This is a genomic window from Franzmannia pantelleriensis (assembly GCF_900102875.1).
GTDB lineage: Bacteria > Pseudomonadota > Gammaproteobacteria > Pseudomonadales > Halomonadaceae > Franzmannia > Franzmannia pantelleriensis.
Window position 1 is genome coordinate 185,448 of the sequence record NZ_FNGH01000003.1, and the last position, 17,232, is coordinate 202,679.

Below are 17,232 nucleotides of genomic sequence, written 5' to 3' on the forward strand. Positions count from 1 at the left end.
GTGTTGACGGGCCAAGCCGGGAGGTTAGAGGTGGCCTTCCATCATGCCCGACATTCCCATCATGCCGATTGTGCCGAACAGTATGCCGCCCGCGGCAACGGCCAGATAGATCAGGATCAGGACACCGAAGATGGTGAAGTAGGTCTTGAGTTTGCTCAGGGCGAACTTCATGTCACGCGGGTCGCCGCTCTCGAAGACCCTCCCGGCAGTGCTGGCCGCCTGCATCAGCACCCAGCCGGCCCAGATGGGGATCCAGGCCACGAGCAGGCCGATGATGGAGAGGGCGGTAAGAATACCGGAGAGGATCAGCATCACCCCGGTCAGCTGCATCCAGAACTTGCCGCGGTAGAGTGGCTCGATGAGGTCACGTACCAGCTCATGAGAGTTGTTGTCCATGTCACGTTCCTTGGCGGGTTGCGAGATAGGTCGAAGCGACCGACACTCTAGCAGCCGATCAGTCCCCGTACCCCGTTCCGATGCACAGGAAGCCGCTGGTTGTCAGCGCTTGAATTGAGCGCCACTCTCTAGATGTCTTCCCGATTACTGAAGAGGAAAGTGTTACATGAGCGATACCCCCGAGGATTCCCGACGCCGCCACTCCGCTCCTGTGGTGGATGGCCCCGGCAAGGCGGCCAGCCGCGCCATGCTGCGTGCGGTGGGCTTTACCGACAGTGATTTCACCAAGCCCCAGATAGGTATCGCCTCCACCTGGAGCAACCTCACGCCCTGCAATAGCCATATCGACGCCTTGGCGTGGCGCGCCAGCGACGGTGCCGATGCGGCCGGCGGCAAGGGGGTGATCTTCAACACCATCACCATCTCCGACGGTATCGCCAACGGCACCGAGGGCATGAAGTACTCGCTGGTATCGCGGGAGGTGATTGCCGACTCCATCGAAACCGTAGCCGGCTGCGAGGGCTTCGACGGCCTGGTGGCCATCGGTGGCTGTGACAAGAACATGCCGGGCTGCATGATGGGGCTGGCGCGGCTCGACCGGCCCAGTGTGTTCGTTTACGGCGGCACCATCATGCCCGGCGAAGGCCACACCGATATCGTTTCGGTGTTCGAGGCCATGGGCGCGCACTCGCGTGGCGATCTCGATCTCATCGAGCTCAAGCAGATCGAGGAGACGGCGATTCCCGGGCCGGGCTCCTGCGGTGGCATGTATACCGCCAACACCATGGCCTCGGCGATCGAGGCGCTGGGCATGAGCCTGCCGGGCAGTTCGGCGCAGAACGCCGTCTCCGAGGCCAAGTCCGCCGACTGCGAGGCCGCTGGCGCCGCGGTGCTGGAGCTGCTGGCACGCGATATCAAGCCCTCTGACATCATGACCCGCAAGGCCTTCGAGAATGCCATCACCGTGGTGATCGCGCTCGGCGGCTCCACCAATGCCGTGCTGCACCTGATCGGCATGGCCAGCACCATTGGCGTCGAGCTGTCGCTCGAGGATTTCACCGAGATCGGCAAGCGCGTGCCGGTGCTGGCCGACCTGCGCCCCAGCGGCCACTACATGATGAGTGAGCTGGTGGCCATCGGCGGTATCCAGCCGCTGATGAAGATACTGCTGGATGCTGGCATGCTGCACGGCGACTGCCTGACCGTGACCGGCAAGACGCTGGCCGAGAACCTCGCCGGGGTGGCGCCTTACCCTGACGATCAGCGCATCATTGCCTCTCTCGAGGCGCCGCAGAAGCCCGAGAGCCATTTGCGCATCCTCTACGGCAACCTGGCGCCTCAGGGCGCAGTGGCCAAGATCACCGGCAAAGAGGGCACGCGCTTCTCCGGCAGCGCGCGGGTGTTCGGCTCAGAAGAGGAGGCTCAGGCACGTATCAACGACGGCACCGTGGTGGCCGGCGACGTGGTGGTGATTCGCTATGAGGGGCCCAAGGGTGGCCCAGGGATGCGTGAGATGCTGACCCCTACCTCGGCGATCATGGGCCGCGGCTTGGGCAGTCAGGTGGCGTTGATCACCGACGGGCGCTTCTCCGGCGGCAGCCACGGCTTCGTGGTCGGGCATGTTGCCCCGGAAGCCTTCGAGGGTGGGCCCCTGGCACTGGTCGAGGACGGCGACACCATTACCATCGACGCCGAGGCCGACATCATCGAGGTTGCTCTCTCCGATGAGGAACTGGCGCGTCGGCGCAGTGCCTGGCAGCAGCCGGCTCCGCGCTACACCCGCGGCGTGCTGGCCAAGTACGCCAGAACGGTGAGTTCGGCATCGCAGGGCGCGGTGACTGACCTGCCCGAGTAATCGGGCTAGCAGCTCTGGCGGTTGATGGTGTGCCTCAGCCGCAGGTAGCTGCGTAGCCGCCGGGCGAGGATATCGATGCCGATATTGAGCAGGGCGGTGATCAGGATCAGCACCATGGCACGGTCGAAGCGGATCTCCTGAATGGCGCTGTCGACGTAGAAGCCGAGGGTGGCGATGCCGAGAATGCCAAGGATGGCAGTCTCGCGCATGATGATCTCCCAGCGGTAGAACAGCAGCGCCAGGAACGGGCCGTAGACCCGTGGCGCCACTTCATAGGCGTAGCGGTCGAGGCCGTGCGGCGCGTCCTGGCGCAGCGCGATCTCGTTGCTGCGCCGTCCCACCAGGTGGCCGATGATGGCGCCGTTGTGCAGCGCCAGCGCCACCACTGCCGGCAGCATCGAGGGTCCCCACAGCTGCAGCAGGATAAAGGCCAGCAGATACTCCGGCGTCGAGCGCATCACCACCAACACCACGTGGCCGGCAGTGCCGCCCAGGCGACCGGTAAAGTGTCGCGAGATCAACGGGAACAGCGCCATCGCCAGCACCCCGGTGACTACCAGCGCCATCTGGGTCAGCAGCAGGGTGTTCCATATCCCTGGCAGCGCCTGCTGCACGAACAGATCGCCAAACCACGGCAGCAAACCTTCGAGGCCCTCGCCGCGACGCAGCGGTGCGGGCACGATGTCGTGGCTGAAGAAGCGGCTGACATTGCTCCATACGATCGGCAGGCCGGTGCCCAGGCAGAAGGGGGCGGCCAACAGGTAGAGCGGCAGCAACCGGGGGCGAACCCATAGCCGCAGGGTGCCGATCAACACGTAGAACAGGATCAGCAGCGCGCCGACGGTGGCGTAGTGGCCTTGGGCGAAGGCGCCGGCGAGGTGGAACCCCAGGGTGGGCATGCCGACGAAGCCGATCACCGCACTCGAGCGCAGCCCGCACTCGAGGCGGTAGGCGGTGTAGCTGACCAGATGCGGCCAGGCCTGGCTGATGCGCGCATAGAGCAGCACCGAGAGATGTCCGGTGCGGCGTGGCAGGATGCGTGCCGGCTCCGGATCGGTCTCGTCGAGGATCTCGGCATAGACCTTGGCAAAGATCCCGGCATAGGGGATGGCGATGGCCAGCACCCCGGTAATCGGATGCAGCCCAAAGCTCTGCAGGAAGATCAGCGCCCAGAACAACTCGTGGATGGCACGAATGAAGGCGCAGAAGGTGCGCACCCAGAGGTGCTGGAAGAGCAGCGCCAACAGCAGTCCTGCCGCCGCCCCCAGCCCCACCCCGACGAAGGCGAAGGCCACGGTGCGCAGGATCGCTTCGCCGAGGAAATCGACGCTGGAGAAATCGGGCTGAACCAGACCCAGAAACAGTCGCCCGAGTTCCCGCCAGGGTTCGTGAGCGCTGATCTCGAAGTCACCGAATACCAGGCAGGCCAGGGCCACGGCGATCAGGCCCAGGGTCACGCGGACGGTGGCGGAGAGCGGCATCGACATGGCGTGGGGTCAGTAGAGTGGCTGGAGGTCGTGGACGCTCAAGCGCTGGCTGGGCTGGTCGATGGCGATCTCGCCGGCCTGGATGCCGATCACACGGGTGCAGTAACGCAGCGCCAGGTCGAGGTCATGCATCGCCAGCACCGCGGTCGGGTAGCCGTCGGCCAGCGCCTGCATCACGCTGGCGGCCTGGGGGCCGTCGAGGGCCGAGACCGGCTCGTCGGCGAGCAACACCTGACCGCGTTGATAGAGCACCCGGGCGGCGGCGACACGCTGGCGCTGGCCCCCGGAAAGTTCGCCGCAGGGTATCCAGCACTTGTCGGCGATGTCGAGGCCCTCGAGCAGCGCCTCGATATCGGCAATATCGCTGCGGCGCGGCCGCATCAGGGTGATCAGGTTGCGCCACCAAGGGTGGCGATCCAGGCGCCCCATGTAGACGTTGTGGAACACCGACAGGGTGTCCACCAGCCCCAGCGCCTGGGGCATCAGCGCCACCTCGCGCTGCTGCCACTGCTCATACATCAGCGCCAGCAGCGTCGACTTGCCGGCGCCGCTCTTGCCGACCAGGGCAATCCGCTCACCCGGCGCCAGCGCAAGGCTCAGCGGGCCAAGCACGCGGGTCTCGCCGTAGGCGGCCTCGGCATCGGTGAGCGCCAGCGGGGTCATCAGTCGAGCAACTCCAGCTGGCGGGCGACGTCGAGGATCTCCCGGTAGTCGTCGTTCGTGGCGGGAATGAATCCGCTGCGGGGGAAGCTCGCCAGCAGCTCGGGGTCGTCCATGTCGAGCAGCGCTTGCTGCAGGCGCTCGGTGAAGCCCTCACCGAAGCGCTCGTCGACGTCGCCGCGTACCGTCCACTGGTAGTCAGGGTAGGGCGGGCTCTCCCAGATCACCTGCACGCGCTCGAGATCGATAGTGCCGGCCTCGAGTTCGTTCTCCCATGCCTTGTAGCTGACCACGCCGGCTTGATAGGCACCGGACTGCACCACCGAGATGGTGCGGCTGTGGTTGCCGCTGAAGCCGACTCGGGCGAACAGTTCGTCCGGCGAGCTACCGAGGTGTTCGCGCAGGAAGTACTCCGGCAGCAGGCGCCCGGAGGTGGAGCTCTGGGAGCCGAAGCTGAAGGTCAGGCCGCGCAGCCCCTCGGGGGCGGTGTCGCCGCTGTGCGGTTCGAGCCCGCTCTGGTGGTTGGCGATGAAATAGCTCTTGTACTCGGGGTCTTCGACCCCCTGGGCGATGGCCCTGGAGCCGGGCACCCGTTCGCGGGCCTGAACGCCGGTGAAGCCACCGAACCAGGCCAGCTGTACCTGGTTGTTGCGGAAGGCGGTGACCGAGGCGGCATAGGAGGTCACAGGAATGAAGCGCACCTCGATCTCGAGCTCGTCGGCGAGGTAGTCGGCCACCGCCTGGAAACGCTGCTGGAGGCGCGTTTCATCCTCGTCGGGGATGGCGGTGAAGACCAGGGTGTTGGCGGCGGCCAGCGGTGCGCCCAGCAGGGCTATCAGCAGGGCCAGGCTAGCACTGCCGGCGAGCATCGGGCGACGCAGCATAGAGGGGCGTTCCATGTCGGGCTATCCATTCTAGTTGTGGACCAGGAAGGTCCGCATGATAGCAGATTGGCGTATCGCTTATGGCGCTGTTAGCGGTGGCCGGTAGCGGGCCATGAAACGACGGTCGATGCGATCCTTCCAGCGCCATACCCAGTCGCCGGACCAGCTCCAGGGGCCGCGGGAGGCCACGGCATAGCGGTCGCCGGTACTGATCAGCGCGAGATGCCGGCGCTGCGGGCGGTAGCGGGCCAGCGGCCGGTCGTGGAGGCTGGCGCGGAGGTTGTCGGCAAGCGCCGGCCCCTGGCGCACGGCGTGTACCCCGGCTTTCTCGCGGCGGTAGTTGACCATGGACGCGATGTCGCCGGCGGCGAATACGTGGGGGTGGCTGATGCTGGCCAGGTGGTCGTCGACACGGATGAAGCCGGCGCCGTCCAACGCCAGACCGGTATCGGCCAGCCACGCGGCGGCGCCGGCCTGGGTCGCCCACAGCAGCTCATTGTAAGCCAGCGTGCGGCCGTCGGCGGTGTGCAACTGGTCGGCATCGACGCTGACCACCTCGGCATCGCTGTGTAGCGCGACGCCGCGGCGTGTCAGCAGACGGGAAAAATGGCGCTGCACGCGGGCATTGTGGGTAGCCAGTGGGCGTGGACCACGGGTCACCAGGCAGAAGCGCAGCAGACCGTCGGGCACGCCGCGCTCCCGGCATAGATGTTGAAGACGCTGCTGCATGGCCAGCAGTACCTCCACACCGCCGGCGCCGCCGCCGACCATCATGATGGTCTTGCGGACCGGGCGCTGTTGCAGGCGCTCGAGAAGTGCCAGCCAGCGCGCGTTGAGCCCGTCGATGGGCTTGAGCGGCGTGGCGTGCTCGGCGGCGCCGGGCACGCTGGTCAACTGTGGCGAGGCACCGATATTCAGCGACAGACGGTCGTAGGTCAGCGGCGAGTGGTCATGGGGAATCACCCGCTGGGCAGCGAGGTCGAGGCCATCGACGCTGTCGCGCAGGAAGCGCGCACCGGCGGCTTCGGCCAATGGCACGAGGTCGATATGCACGTCATCGAACGCATAGTGCCCGGCGAGATAGCCGGGCAGCATGCCAGAGTAGGGCGTAAAGCGGTCGCGACTGATCAGGGTCAGGCGTACATCGGGCTCGGGAGCCAGCGCAAAGCGACGCAGGACTTCGACGTGACTGTGACCGCCCCCCACCAGCAGCAGCTCGCGGGCCATCTAGGTCTCGTCTTCGACGCTATGGCGAAGGGTTTCCAGTTCTTCGACGGAAAAGTGCTCGATCTTGCCGGCCAGCAGGTCGCTGAGGCGCTGGGTGGGGATGCCGGCGCGCTGGGCTATCTCGCGGTTGGGCAGGTCTGATAGGGCGATGCGACGGGTGACGACGCGCATCAGGCGGGAACGTTTCTCGAGTTCCCGGACGTCCAGGTCGGGTGCCGCTGGCGAAGGCTCGCGCAGGTCCCAACCGGTCGTTAATCGTGCCGTGCTCATGGGGCTCCGTTGGCTTGGCTTGCGACCTGCTCAGGATGCAAGGTTTTGCGACAATCTTCCAGCGCTTCTCGGAGATTTTTTTACCCTGCGCAGACCTGCCTGGCGAGAGCGCGTAGACTGCCCCAAACGGCCTCATTTATTGCCTTGAACATCAGGATCTTGCAATGGCGCTCAGCGCGACCCCCTATAAAGTGAACCTGTCGCTCACCGACCTGGACCGCGACGTCTATGCCACCGAGCGCTTCACCGTGGCCCGGCATCCATCAGAAACCGAGATACGCATGGCGGTGCGGCTGTTGGCCCATGCGCTGTGGTATGACGAGACGTTGGCCTTTGGGCGCGGACTGTCGGATGTCGACGAGCCGGCGCTGTGGCAGAAGAGTCTCGATGGCCGGGTGTTGCACTGGATAGAGGTCGGCCTTCCCGATGCGGATCGCCTGACCTGGTGCTCGCGTCGCGCCGAGCGGGTCTCGCTGCTCGCCTACGGCAAGGTCGACGCCTGGGCGTCGCGGGTGCTTGCCACGGCCGAGGCATTGGCCAATGTGCACGTGGCGAGCCTGCCCGAGGCGCCGCTGGCGGCGCTGGCCGAGGACCTGCCGCGCAGCATCGACTGGGCGGTGATGATCAGCGAGGGCACGCTCTATGTGACCGACGGTGGCGGTCAGCATGAGTTAATCCCGACCTGGTTGAGCGGCGAACGTTGAATAGAGGGCATATCCTGTCGCGCCAGGCAATGGTGAAATTGTCGTTGTAGTCACCCAGACTACTGACGTGCTAGGTTTTTCAGGAGTGCGGCCGCCCACTGTTCAGATGCAATACGAGGCGGATCGCCAACAATCATAACGAACGTCAGGTTTCACGACCGGAGGAAGTCCATGCGCACTATCAAATATGCAGTTGCCGCTTCGCTGCTGGCCACCGCCCCGCTGGCCGCAGCTCAGCAGCTGTCCATCGCCACCGGCGGCACCGGTGGGGTCTATTACCCGATCGGCGGCGGTTTTGCCGAGATGATCAACGACCATATCGAAGGCGCCGACGCCACCGCCGAAGTGACCGGCGCCTCGGTGGAGAACATGGGCCTGATCATGCGCGGCGATGCCGACCTGGCCCTGGCACTGGCCGATACCGTCTACCAGGCCTATAACGGCACCGGCGATTTCGAAGAGCGCCAGATCGAGAACATCCGCGCCCTGGCGTCGGTGTACCCCAATGCCGTGCAGCTGGTGACCCTGGCCGACTCCGATATCGAGTCACTGGCCGATCTGGAAGGCAAGCGCGTCTCCGTGGGTGCCCCGGGCAGCGGTACCGAGCTCAACGCTCGTGCCCTGATCGAATCCAACGGCATGAGCTATGACGATTTCAATCCCCAGCGTCTCAACTTCAACGAGACCGCCGATGCCATCCGCGACGGCGACATCGACGCCGGTTTCTGGAGCGTGGGCCCGCCCACCAGCTCGATCCTCAACCTGGCGGCGACCCGCGACATTCGTCTGATCGGCTTCTCCGACGAAGAGATCGCCAATGCCCAGGAAAGTGAGCCGGTGTTCGCGCCCTACGAGCTGGCTGCCGGCATGTACGACGGCATGGACGAAGCGGTGCAGACCATCGGTATCCCCAACGTCCTGGTGGTCAATTCCGACATGGACGAAGAGCTGGCCTACCAGCTGACCAAGCTGCTGTTCGAGCACACCGACGAGTTGATTGCCGTGCACCCGGCGGCCAACGACACCACCATCGAGTTCACCATGGAATCCACGCCGGTGCCGCTGCATCCGGGCGCGATTCGCTACTTCGAGGAAGTCGAGGCCGATATCCCGGATCGCCTGCGCCAGTAATTGGGTCGCAGTGACATCCACTGATGTGATGAACGATGCGCATCGTGCGATTCGGTAACCTGGCAGGGCGGACACTGATGTCCGCCCTGCTGTCGTGTTGCGCCATCCCCATATTAGCGCTAGCAGATAATGCCTCGCAGCCCGATACCCTGCAGGCGCTGGGCACGGATGGCGAGATTGTCGCCGAGCTTGCGCGGGCGCCCGGCGAGGGCTGGTGCCTGGCGTGGAATCACTCGGTGCGGCATTTCACGGTGCTCGACTGCTACCGCAATGTCGCAGGTGAGATGCAGCTGGAGCGCAGTCATCAACCCGATTTTGCCGCGGGCCTTGGGCATTCCCCCGGGCGCGGCGAGCAGGTCTCCGATGGCCAGGGTGGCTATTGGATCAATGATATTCATGAGCCCGTTGCCGACAATCGCTACGCGTTGAGAGTTGGGTCTCGCGAGGTCGACCATCGCCTGATCTGGGAGGAGGGCGGTGAAACGCACACCTTGAGTCTTAGCGATCAGGCCAGCGGTGAACGGGTCATTTTTCAACTTATTACGCTCGATCATTGAGCGATCCAGACGACGTCTGACGAGGAATCCATGAGCGACTCGACGAGCCCACCGGTGCAGATGCCGGGCGGCAACGCCATCCAGCCGCGTGCAATACTGTGGTTGATTACCATCGTGGCGGTAGGGCTGTCCCTGTTCCAGCTCTACTCGGCGGGGATCCAGCCGCTGGGGCTGTTCTACCAGCGCGGGATTCACCTAGCGCTGATCATGACGCTGGCCTTCCTGATCTTTCCGGTCTTCGGCCCCCACCGCAAGCGTGGGGCCATGGGTTGGCTGATCGACATGATATTCCTGGCCGGGGCTGCGGTAACCGGGGGCTACCTGGTGTTTTTCCTCGACGAGATCATCTCGCGGGCCGGGTTCTGGAACGAGACCGATATCCTGATCGCCTGTATTGCCACCGTGACCGTCCTCGAGGCCAGCCGTCGTGCGGTGGGCTTTGGGATGACACTGATCGGCGTGCTGGCCATCGTCTATGCCTTCGCCGGGCCGCGTGGCGAGCTGCCATGGTTAGGCCAATGGTTGCCGGGGATTCTCGAACACCGTGGCTATAACCTGGATCGCGTCGCCGGCCAGCTGTACCTGGGGCAGGAGGGCATCTTCGGCCTGCCACTGGGCGTGGCGGCGACCTACATCTTCATCTTCGTGCTGTTTGGCGCCTTTCTCGAAAGCACCGGGGCCGGCAAGTTCTTCATCGACATGGCCTATGCGGCCACCGGTCGCCAGCGCGGCGGGCCTGCCAAGGCCGCGGTCATCGCCTCGGCGGGCATGGGCTCGATCTCCGGTAGCGCCATCGCCAACGTGGTAACCACCGGTGCCTTCACCATCCCGCTGATGAAGCGCCTCGGCTACAAGCCGCACCAGGCCGGCGGCATCGAGGCTGCGGCGTCTACCGGTGGCCAGATCATGCCGCCGCTGATGGGTGCCGGCGCCTTCCTAATCGCCGAGTACACCAATACCCCGTATCTTGACGTGGTCAAGGTCAGCATCCTGCCGGCGATCATGTACTTCGCCACCGTCTATCTGTTCGTGCATATCATCGCCCTCAAGCAGGGCATGCAGGGCATGGCACGCAGCGAGCTGCCCAAGATGCGCGACGTGATGCGTGACGGCTGGCACTTCCTGCTGCCGTTGGGCGTATTGGTATGGCTGCTGGTGATGAACCTCTCGCCGATGCGGGTGGGCTTCTACGCGGTGGTCACCATGGTCGCCGTGGCGGTGCTGCGCTATGCGATCTGGTTCCTTTTCGTGGCCCCCCAGCAGGGCCAGAAGGTGACCTTCGAGAGCATCAAGCGGGTGGTGATCGCTGGCTTTCTCAAGCTGGTCGAGGGCCTCGAGCTCGGCGCGCGCAATGCGGTGGCGGTGTCCATGGCATGTGCCGTGGCCGGCATCATCGTTGGTGTGGTTGGCCTGACCGGGCTGGGCCTCAAGTTCTCGTCGATGATGATGGCGTTCTCCGGCGGCAACCTGGTGCTGGCGCTGGTGATGGTGCTGCTGGCCAGCCTGATCCTGGGCATGGGCCTGCCGGTCACCGCCAGCTACATCGTGCTGATCGTGCTGGTCGGCCCGGCGTTGACCGCCGAGTTTGGCGTGCCGCTGCTGATCGCTCACCTGGTGGTGTTCTGGTACTCCCAGGATTCCAACGTCACGCCACCCATCGCCCTGGCCGGCTTTGCCGGGGCGGCGATCGCCGGCTCCAAGCCGATGGAAACCGGCTTCCAGGCCTGGAAGTTTGCCAAGGGGCTCTACCTGATCCCGCTGTTCATGGTCTTCAATCCGGAGATCATCGTTGGTGGCCCGGTACCGGTGGTGATCTGGAACGGGGTGATCGCGATCTTCGCGCTATGCGCCTTCGCCGCGGCGCTGGAGGGCTATCTGTTTACGCGCATGTCGCTGCTGCCGCGGCTGGCCATCGTGCCGTCGATCGTGGCGGTGTTCTACCCCAACCTGATGGCCGAGATTGCCGGGGTGGTGGTGATGGCACTGGCGATCGGCGGCAACTGGGTGGCCAGCCGCCGTGAGGCGGCATTGACTGTTCAAGGTGATCAGCGTCGCGCATAGCGAAGGACGCCGGGGGCAGGCCGAAGAGGAGGTTCTACGCCATGGATGGCGTAGGTAGCGCCCAGGGATGGTTTACAGCGCCTCCTCGTAGGCCTGCCCCCGGATCAGTCCGGAGCGGTGCGGCCTACCAATGTGGCAGGCCTGCCCGCTTGGTCAAGATGACGGCGCCTACGGGCGCCGTTAGAATACCTGCCCTTCGCATTTCAGCGTCACTTCCGGGAGCCATAGATGCCATCCAATCAGCAGCCACGCGTAGGCGTGATCATGGGGTCCAAGTCCGACTGGCCGGTGATGGAGCATGCGGTGGCCATGCTCGAGCGTCTCGGCGTGGCCTGCGAGACCAAGGTGGTCTCCGCCCACCGCACCCCCGACCTGCTGTTCGACTACGCCAAGAGTGCCGCCGAGCGTGGCCTGCAGGTGATCGTCGCCGGCGCCGGCGGCGCCGCCCACCTGCCGGGGATGGTTGCCTCCCAGACGCCGCTGCCGGTGCTGGGCGTACCCGTCGAGTCCAAATCGCTCAAGGGCCTCGACTCGCTGCTGTCGATCGCCCAGATGCCGGGCGGTATCGCCGTTGGCACCCTGGCCATCGGCAAGGCCGGTGCCACCAATGCTGGTCTGCTGGCGGCGCAGATCGTCGCTCTGCAGGACGCCAAGGTGCGCGAGGCAGTAGAGGCCTTCCGCGCCGAACAGACCCAGGCGGTGCTCGACCATCCCGATCCCCGATCGGACGCGCAGTGAGGTGACCCAGATGAACATAGGCGTACTCGGAGCCGGCCAGCTGGGCCGCATGCTGGCGCTGGCCGGCTACCCCCTGGCCAACCGCTTCACTTTCCTCGATACCACTGGCCACCCCAGCGCCGGGATCGGCGACGTGATGATCGATACCGATAGGAAGCACCTCGACAGCTTTCTGGAACAGGTTGATCTCGTCACCTATGAGTTCGAGCACCTGCCGGTATCGCTGGTGCAGGCCATCGAGGAGGTCAAGCCGGTCTACCCCTCCAGCGAGGCGATCCGCGTGTGCCAGAACCGCGCCGAGGAGAAGGCGTTGTTCGACCGGCTGGGCATCCCCACGCCGGCCTATCGTCTGGTGGAGCACGCCGATGAACTGGAAACGGCGGCTCGCGAGCTGGGCTGCCCGGTGGTCGCCAAGTCGGTCACCGAAGGCTACGACGGCAAGGGGCAGGCGGTACTCCGCGATCCCGCCGAGGCGCACGACGCCTGGCGTGCGATTGGTCATCCACGGCTGATCGTCGAGGCCTTCGTCGACTTCGTGCGTGAAGTCTCGATCATCGCCGTACGTGGTCGCGACGGCGAGGTAGTGTTCTATCCCATGGCCGAGAACCAGCACGAGGATGGCATCCTGCGCTACTCCATCGCACCGATGCCGGACCTCGACGACGCTGTGCAGCAGACCGCCGACGGCTATATCCGCGCGCTGCTCGACGAGCTCGACTACGTGGGCGTGCTGACCCTGGAGCTGTTCCAGACTCGCGACGGGGGGCTTCTGGCCAACGAGATGGCCCCTAGGGTGCACAACTCCGGCCACTGGAGCATGGACGGCGCAGTCACCAGCCAGTTCGAGAATCATCTGCGCGCCATTCAGGGCCTGCCGCTGGGCGATACCGCCGCGCGCCTGCCGACCTGCATGGTCAATGTGATCGGCCGCGAAGGCGATCCCGCCGAGATCCTGGCAATCCCCGATGCCCACCTGCATCGCTACGACAAGGCCGAGCGCGCCGGCCGCAAGCTGGCCCATGTCAATCTGGTCGCGCCGACCCACGCCGAGCTGCTGGCCAAGGTGCGCGCCTGCGCCGCCCTGCTGCCCGATGCCCCGGCGCCGCGCTTCAGCTTCGAGTAGCGCCTACTGCACCTGCCGCCCGGCCTCACCGAGCAGCCGCCTCAGCCAGCGCTGGGGTGGCGCCTGGTGGCTGCGTTCGTGCCACAGCTGGTAGAAGCGCATCGGCGGGAAATCGATCGGTGCGGGCAGGATGCTCAGCGGCAGCAGGTTGGCGTAGAAGCGTGCGAAATGACGACTGGTGGTGAACACCAGGTCGCTGTCCGGCAGCAGATAGGGCGCCAGGGTGAACGACTGCACCTCGACCACCGCGTTGCGGCGCTCGCGCAGGCTGGCCAGCTGACTGTCGATCAGCCCACGCTGGCTCATCGAATAGGGCAGCGGCACCACGTGGCGGGCGGCCAGGTACTGCTCGCGGCTCATGCCGCGACGTGCCAGCGGGTGGCGCGATGACACCAGGCACACGATCTCATCCTCCAGCAGCATCGACAGGTGCATGCGCTCCGGTGGCTCGGGCCAGTTGCCGATCACCACGTCCAGCTCGCCCTCGGCCAGCGCGCTCTCCACGTCGAATTCCGGTCCCAGCGCCTGAATCTCCAGCTGCGCCTGCGGTGCCTCACGGCAGAAACGGGCCACAGCGGTGGTCATGAAGACCGGCGCCAGGTAGTCGGGGGCGCCGAGGCGGAAACGCTGGCGGCTGTCGAAGGGGCTGAACGCTTCCGGCGGCCGGGTCAGCTTGTCGAGAGCGGCCAGCGCCGCCTGGGCATCGGGCAGCAGTTGCAGGGCGCGCTCGGTGGGCACCATGCCGCCTTTCTCCCTGACCAGCAGGGCGTCGTCGAAGGTCTCGCGCAGTTTGCGCAGCGCGGCGCTGATCGCGGGCTGCGACTGGTGCAACCGCAGCGCGGTTCGCGACACGCTGCGTTCCGCGATCAGCAAGCACAGCACACGCAATAGATAGGGGTCGAGGGATGCCTGGCGAGACGTCATGTCGGCTCCGTGTTGACCTGTTGGTCATACTGTTTCTTTTATAAGTGGTATTGAAGTATATCGGTTTTCATCTTCTCTGGCGTCCCTAGACTGGGGCGGGTGCAGCGCGACTGCATCCACGACAACGACAAGACGCTGGAGATGCTTTTCCGATGAATCACGCAAGCTTTTTTCATACTGCTGCTGGCCTGGCGCTGGTGTTCACGCTGGGGACTCAGGCTCAGGCCGCCACCTGGAGCGATACGTCGATCGGCTACCGCTACGGCAGCGATTTCACCGAGCCCAACAACCCCAAGGATGTCAGCAAGCATATCCTCAACCTGAGCCATGCCAGCGGCTACTCGCGTGGCCAGAATTTTTTCAGTCTCGACCTGCTGCAGTCAGACGGCAACGATCCGGCGGCGGGGAGCGAAAGCGGCGCCACCGAGGCCTATCTGGTCTATCGCCACCAGCTGCACTACGGCAAGCTGTTCGGCGAGCCGCTGGCGTTCGGGCCGGTGGGCGATGTGGCGTTGACTGGCGGTTTCGATCTCAATACCAAGAACACTGCCTTTGCGCCGCGCAAGCGCCAGGTGGTGCTGGGGCCGACCCTCAAGTTCGATCTGCCGCGCGGCTTTCTCGACGTCAGCCTGTTCTTCAGCCGCGAGTGGAACCACTGCGGCCAGGTCTGTGACAACGCCGGCGTCGATAACCGCATCAGCTTCGACCCTTACTATCAGCTCAATATTGCCTGGAGCGTGCCCTTCGATGCCGGTGCGATGCCAATGAAATTCCAGGGGTTCTACAACCTCAACGGTAGCAAGGGCGAAGACTATTTCGGCAACGATACCGCTACCGAGCAGCTGCTGCGCAGCGCGCTGATGCTGGATGCGGGGCAGCTGGCATGGGGGGAGAGCAACCAGCTGTGGGCCGGGGTCGGCTATGAGTACTGGCGCAACAAGTTCGGCAATCAGAATGTGCCCGGGGTGGATACCGACGCGCTGACCGTCAACCTCGAATGGCACTTCTGATCCTGCTCTGAGCCGATGTTTCGATCGCGTGGTTGGCCGCCCGACGGGGCGGTCTTTTTGTGGGTGCGATGGTGGGCAGATACGCCGGGGCCACCGGCTGTATGGCCGGTGGCCCTTGGGGCTCAGGGGATCGCTCAGGCGCCGATGATACCGCCGTCCTCGCGGGTGATGACCAGGGTGGCGGAGCGGGGGATGGCGCTGCCGCCGTCCGGCCAGTGGCTAACCAGGTCGCCTGCCGCGAAGGCGTCGGCGTCGGTGGTGGCCCCCGGGTGCTGTACGTTGACGAACATGGTGCGCTGGTCCGGGGTGGTGATCACGCCGGTGATCTCCTGGCCCACGGGGCCGGTGAGGAAGCGCTTGATCTCACCGGTCTCGGGATTGGCCGCCAGCATCTGATTGTTGCCGAACACTTCATAGATACCGCTGTTCATCACCGATTCGCTGATGTCGGTCTGAATCCACACGCGGCGGTCCGGGTCGATCCACAGGCCGTCGGGGTTGGCGAAGATGGATTCCTGGTCCAGCGGCTCGCCGGCTAGGTCACGGCTGTCGTCCTGGTCGCCGGCCAGCACGAACAGGTCCCAGGCGAAGCGGGTGCCGGCATGGCTGTCCTCTTCCTGCCAGCGCACGATCTGGCCGAAGCTGTTCTCGGCGCGCGGGTTGACGGCATCGGTCTGGCTCTCCTCGCGCTGGGTGTTGTTGGTCAGGGTGAAGTAGACCTGGCCGGTGGCGGGATCCACCGCTCCCCACTCGGGGCGATCCATCTTGGTGGCGCCGGCCTGGTCGGCGGCGCTGCGGGTATTGACCAGGATATCGGCCAGGTCGGCGAAGCCGTTCTCCGGGGTCAGGCCGTTCTCACCCGGGGCCAGCGCCAGCCACTCGCCGCTGCCGTCATCGTTGAATCTCGCCACATATAGGGTGCCTTCGTCGAGCAGTGAACCGTCGGCCGTGGCGGCCTCGAAGGGGCGCGCCGAGACGAACTTGTAGATGTATTCGAAGCGCGCGTCGTCGCCAGAGTAGGCCACGACCGGCTGGCCCTCCACCGCCGGCGCGAAGATCACCCCCTCGTGGGCGAAGCGACCCAGATGGGTGCGCTTGATCGGCGTGGAGGCTGGGTCCATGGGGTCGATCTCGACCATCCAGCCAAAGGCATGGGGCTCGTTGCGGTAGTCCTCGCTGGCGGAGGCGCCGCGGACGCTGGCGTCGAAGCGCACATACTCGTCGGCGCCACTGGCCGCACGGTGCCATTGATAGCGACCGCTGTCGCGGGTCTCGATGCCGTAGCGCGCCTGGCGACGGTCGATCTCGACATCGCTGTTGGCGAAGTAGCCGGCCCAGTTCTCCTCGGCGGCCAGGTAGGTGTTCCATGGGGTGACGCCGTGGGCGCAGTTGTTGAGGGTGCCGCGGGTCATTGTGCCGTCCGGGCTGTATTGGGTCACCAAGTGCTCGGTGCCGGCGACCGGCCCGGCCAGGCGCATTGGCGTCAGGCCGGTGATGCGGCGGTTGTGGACGTCCTCGACCACTTGCCACTGGCCCTGGTCGTCAGCACGCACGCGCACCACGCTTACGCCGTGGGCGTTGAGCTCCTTGAGTACCTGGTCGTCGTCGCGGCTGCCATCCTCGTTCTGCGGGAAGCCGCTGCGGTCCAGGGCCAGTCCGGCCGCGGCGGCGTGCAGGAAGCGCGGCTCGATGTACTCGTGGTTCATCACCAGCAGGCCGTCACGGGCGCTACCCTGCAGCGGGAAGAAGTGCATGCCGTCGTGGTGGCTACCGACCTGGTGGGCCTGATCCTCACCGCTGGCGGAGAGCGAGTAGGCCGGCATGTGGCCACTGATGGGGGTGCCCATGGGCAGCATGGCGTGTACCCGGTAACCGTCGGGCACGACGACGGTGTCGGCGGCGCTGGTGGGAATTGCCTGGAAGCCGAGACTGGGGGCGGCGGCTGCCTCGCCGGCAAAGGCCGAGGAGAATGGCAGACGAGTGGCCATGGCACCGGCGATAAAAGTGGCCAGGCTGCCGCGCAGCATGCTGCGCCGGCTGAGGCGGGTCTCCAGGATATCGCCGAAATAGCGGTTGTGGGATCGATTGCTGAGTGGCTCGTCGCCGTCGGCGAGAATCGGATCGACCGCGCCGGGTCGCTGCGGGTGTTTCATGGCCATGTCTCCTCATAGGAAGCGAGAGGCCATTGTTGGCAGTCTCGATGAC

Annotated in this window: 16 protein-coding genes; 8 read left to right on the forward strand and 8 right to left on the reverse strand. The window is 65.4% G+C overall.

Translation table 11 applies throughout. The features are described 5' to 3' along the window. Positions 1–24 precede the first annotated feature (24 nt). Complete coding sequence (locus BLT16_RS05135) at positions 25–396, reverse strand: DUF5362 family protein (RefSeq protein WP_089657456.1); 372 nt, start codon at positions 394–396, stop codon at positions 25–27. 166 nt (positions 397–562) lie between these two features. On the opposite strand from BLT16_RS05135, the gene ilvD reads away from it, so the two are divergent. Continuing rightward, entirely contained in the window at positions 563–2,251 is a 1,689-nt protein-coding gene (ilvD, locus tag BLT16_RS05140; RefSeq protein ID WP_089657457.1) for a dihydroxy-acid dehydratase, read from the forward strand. A 5-nt stretch (positions 2,252–2,256) separates the two neighbouring features. Here the strand turns inward: ilvD and BLT16_RS05145 are convergent, their stop codons facing one another. The 5 genes from BLT16_RS05145 to BLT16_RS05165 form a co-directional block, all read right to left on the reverse strand. Further along, positions 2,257–3,738, reverse strand: a complete 1,482-nt coding sequence (locus tag BLT16_RS05145) for a PhnE/PtxC family ABC transporter permease (RefSeq protein ID WP_245701471.1) — start codon at positions 3,736–3,738, stop codon at positions 2,257–2,259. A 9-nt stretch (positions 3,739–3,747) separates the two neighbouring features. Then, on the reverse strand, positions 3,748–4,401 hold the full coding sequence (locus BLT16_RS05150; RefSeq protein WP_089657458.1) for an ATP-binding cassette domain-containing protein: 654 nt from the start codon (positions 4,399–4,401) through the stop codon (positions 3,748–3,750). Beyond that, positions 4,401–5,297: a putative selenate ABC transporter substrate-binding protein gene (locus tag BLT16_RS05155; protein WP_245701472.1), complete on the reverse strand. Its 897-nt coding sequence runs from the start codon at positions 5,295–5,297 to the stop codon at positions 4,401–4,403. The genes BLT16_RS05150 and BLT16_RS05155 overlap by 1 nt, the downstream gene beginning before the upstream one ends. Before the next feature lie 63 nt (positions 5,298–5,360). Continuing rightward, positions 5,361–6,509 (reverse strand): FAD-dependent oxidoreductase, encoded by a 1,149-nt coding sequence (locus BLT16_RS05160; RefSeq protein ID WP_089657460.1) that lies wholly within the window; start codon positions 6,507–6,509, stop codon positions 5,361–5,363. Next, the gene (locus BLT16_RS05165; protein WP_089657461.1) at positions 6,510–6,779 is read right to left on the reverse strand and encodes an XRE family transcriptional regulator; all 270 of its coding nucleotides are present in this window, start codon (positions 6,777–6,779) and stop codon (positions 6,510–6,512) included. It abuts the gene before it with no gap. A gap of 164 nt (positions 6,780–6,943) precedes the next feature. Between BLT16_RS05165 and BLT16_RS05170 the strand changes: the two genes are divergently transcribed. The 6 genes from BLT16_RS05170 to BLT16_RS05195 all read left to right on the forward strand — a co-directional run bounded on the left by BLT16_RS05170 (position 6,944) and on the right by BLT16_RS05195 (position 13,093). Continuing rightward, positions 6,944–7,483, forward strand: coding sequence for a YaeQ family protein (locus BLT16_RS05170; protein WP_089657462.1), 540 nt, complete (start codon positions 6,944–6,946; stop codon positions 7,481–7,483). Between the two features lie 171 nt (positions 7,484–7,654). Then, the gene (locus tag BLT16_RS05175; RefSeq protein ID WP_089657463.1) at positions 7,655–8,614 is read left to right on the forward strand and encodes a TAXI family TRAP transporter solute-binding subunit; all 960 of its coding nucleotides are present in this window, start codon (positions 7,655–7,657) and stop codon (positions 8,612–8,614) included. A gap of 35 nt (positions 8,615–8,649) precedes the next feature. Further along, positions 8,650–9,171 (forward strand): DUF1850 domain-containing protein, encoded by a 522-nt coding sequence (locus BLT16_RS05180; protein ID WP_245701474.1) that lies wholly within the window; start codon positions 8,650–8,652, stop codon positions 9,169–9,171. A 30-nt stretch (positions 9,172–9,201) separates the two neighbouring features. Further along, positions 9,202–11,232, forward strand: a complete 2,031-nt coding sequence (locus BLT16_RS05185; protein WP_089657464.1) for a TRAP transporter permease — start codon at positions 9,202–9,204, stop codon at positions 11,230–11,232. Between the two features lie 228 nt (positions 11,233–11,460). Then, the gene (purE, locus tag BLT16_RS05190) at positions 11,461–11,970 is read left to right on the forward strand and encodes a 5-(carboxyamino)imidazole ribonucleotide mutase (protein ID WP_089657465.1); all 510 of its coding nucleotides are present in this window, start codon (positions 11,461–11,463) and stop codon (positions 11,968–11,970) included. Between the two features lie 10 nt (positions 11,971–11,980). Further along, positions 11,981–13,093 (forward strand): 5-(carboxyamino)imidazole ribonucleotide synthase, encoded by a 1,113-nt coding sequence (locus BLT16_RS05195; RefSeq protein ID WP_089657466.1) that lies wholly within the window; start codon positions 11,981–11,983, stop codon positions 13,091–13,093. Between the two features lie 3 nt (positions 13,094–13,096). On the opposite strand, the gene BLT16_RS05200 is transcribed toward BLT16_RS05195, so the two are convergent. After that, a complete protein-coding gene (locus tag BLT16_RS05200; RefSeq protein WP_089657467.1) occupies positions 13,097–14,017 on the reverse strand; it encodes a LysR family transcriptional regulator in 921 nt (306 codons plus the stop codon). A gap of 152 nt (positions 14,018–14,169) precedes the next feature. On the opposite strand from BLT16_RS05200, the gene BLT16_RS05205 reads away from it, so the two are divergent. After that, positions 14,170–15,027, forward strand: a complete 858-nt coding sequence (locus BLT16_RS05205) for a hypothetical protein (RefSeq protein WP_245701476.1) — start codon at positions 14,170–14,172, stop codon at positions 15,025–15,027. A 134-nt stretch (positions 15,028–15,161) separates the two neighbouring features. Here the strand turns inward: BLT16_RS05205 and BLT16_RS05210 are convergent, their stop codons facing one another. Then, positions 15,162–17,180 carry a PhoX family protein gene (locus BLT16_RS05210; protein WP_218124408.1) on the reverse strand — a complete coding sequence of 673 codons (2,019 nt, stop codon included), beginning with the start codon at positions 17,178–17,180 and terminating at the stop codon, positions 15,162–15,164. Positions 17,181–17,232: the final 52 nt, after the last annotated feature.

What these genes read in the sequence shown, in the direction of transcription:
- BLT16_RS05185 (WP_089657464.1), top strand. Translation starts at nt 9,202, where the DNA reads ATGAGCGACTCGACGAGCCCACCGGTGCAGATGCCGGGCGGCAACGCC.
- BLT16_RS05180 (WP_245701474.1), top strand. Translation starts at nt 8,650, where the DNA reads ATGCGCATCGTGCGATTCGGTAACCTGGCAGGGCGGACACTGATGTCC.
- BLT16_RS05175 (WP_089657463.1), top strand. Translation starts at nt 7,655, where the DNA reads ATGCGCACTATCAAATATGCAGTTGCCGCTTCGCTGCTGGCCACCGCC.
- BLT16_RS05210 (WP_218124408.1), bottom strand. Translation starts at nt 17,180, where the DNA reads ATGAAACACCCGCAGCGACCCGGCGCGGTCGATCCGATTCTCGCCGAC.
- BLT16_RS05205 (WP_245701476.1), top strand. Translation starts at nt 14,170, where the DNA reads ATGAATCACGCAAGCTTTTTTCATACTGCTGCTGGCCTGGCGCTGGTG.
- ilvD (WP_089657457.1), top strand. Translation starts at nt 563, where the DNA reads ATGAGCGATACCCCCGAGGATTCCCGACGCCGCCACTCCGCTCCTGTG.
- BLT16_RS05155 (WP_245701472.1), bottom strand. Translation starts at nt 5,297, where the DNA reads ATGGAACGCCCCTCTATGCTGCGTCGCCCGATGCTCGCCGGCAGTGCT.
- BLT16_RS05170 (WP_089657462.1), top strand. Translation starts at nt 6,944, where the DNA reads ATGGCGCTCAGCGCGACCCCCTATAAAGTGAACCTGTCGCTCACCGAC.
- purE (WP_089657465.1), top strand. Translation starts at nt 11,461, where the DNA reads ATGCCATCCAATCAGCAGCCACGCGTAGGCGTGATCATGGGGTCCAAG.
- BLT16_RS05165 (WP_089657461.1), bottom strand. Translation starts at nt 6,779, where the DNA reads ATGAGCACGGCACGATTAACGACCGGTTGGGACCTGCGCGAGCCTTCG.
- BLT16_RS05145 (WP_245701471.1), bottom strand. Translation starts at nt 3,738, where the DNA reads ATGTCGATGCCGCTCTCCGCCACCGTCCGCGTGACCCTGGGCCTGATC.
- BLT16_RS05135 (WP_089657456.1), bottom strand. Translation starts at nt 396, where the DNA reads ATGGACAACAACTCTCATGAGCTGGTACGTGACCTCATCGAGCCACTC.
- BLT16_RS05195 (WP_089657466.1), top strand. Translation starts at nt 11,981, where the DNA reads ATGAACATAGGCGTACTCGGAGCCGGCCAGCTGGGCCGCATGCTGGCG.
- BLT16_RS05150 (WP_089657458.1), bottom strand. Translation starts at nt 4,401, where the DNA reads ATGACCCCGCTGGCGCTCACCGATGCCGAGGCCGCCTACGGCGAGACC.
- BLT16_RS05160 (WP_089657460.1), bottom strand. Translation starts at nt 6,509, where the DNA reads ATGGCCCGCGAGCTGCTGCTGGTGGGGGGCGGTCACAGTCACGTCGAA.
- BLT16_RS05200 (WP_089657467.1), bottom strand. Translation starts at nt 14,017, where the DNA reads ATGACGTCTCGCCAGGCATCCCTCGACCCCTATCTATTGCGTGTGCTG.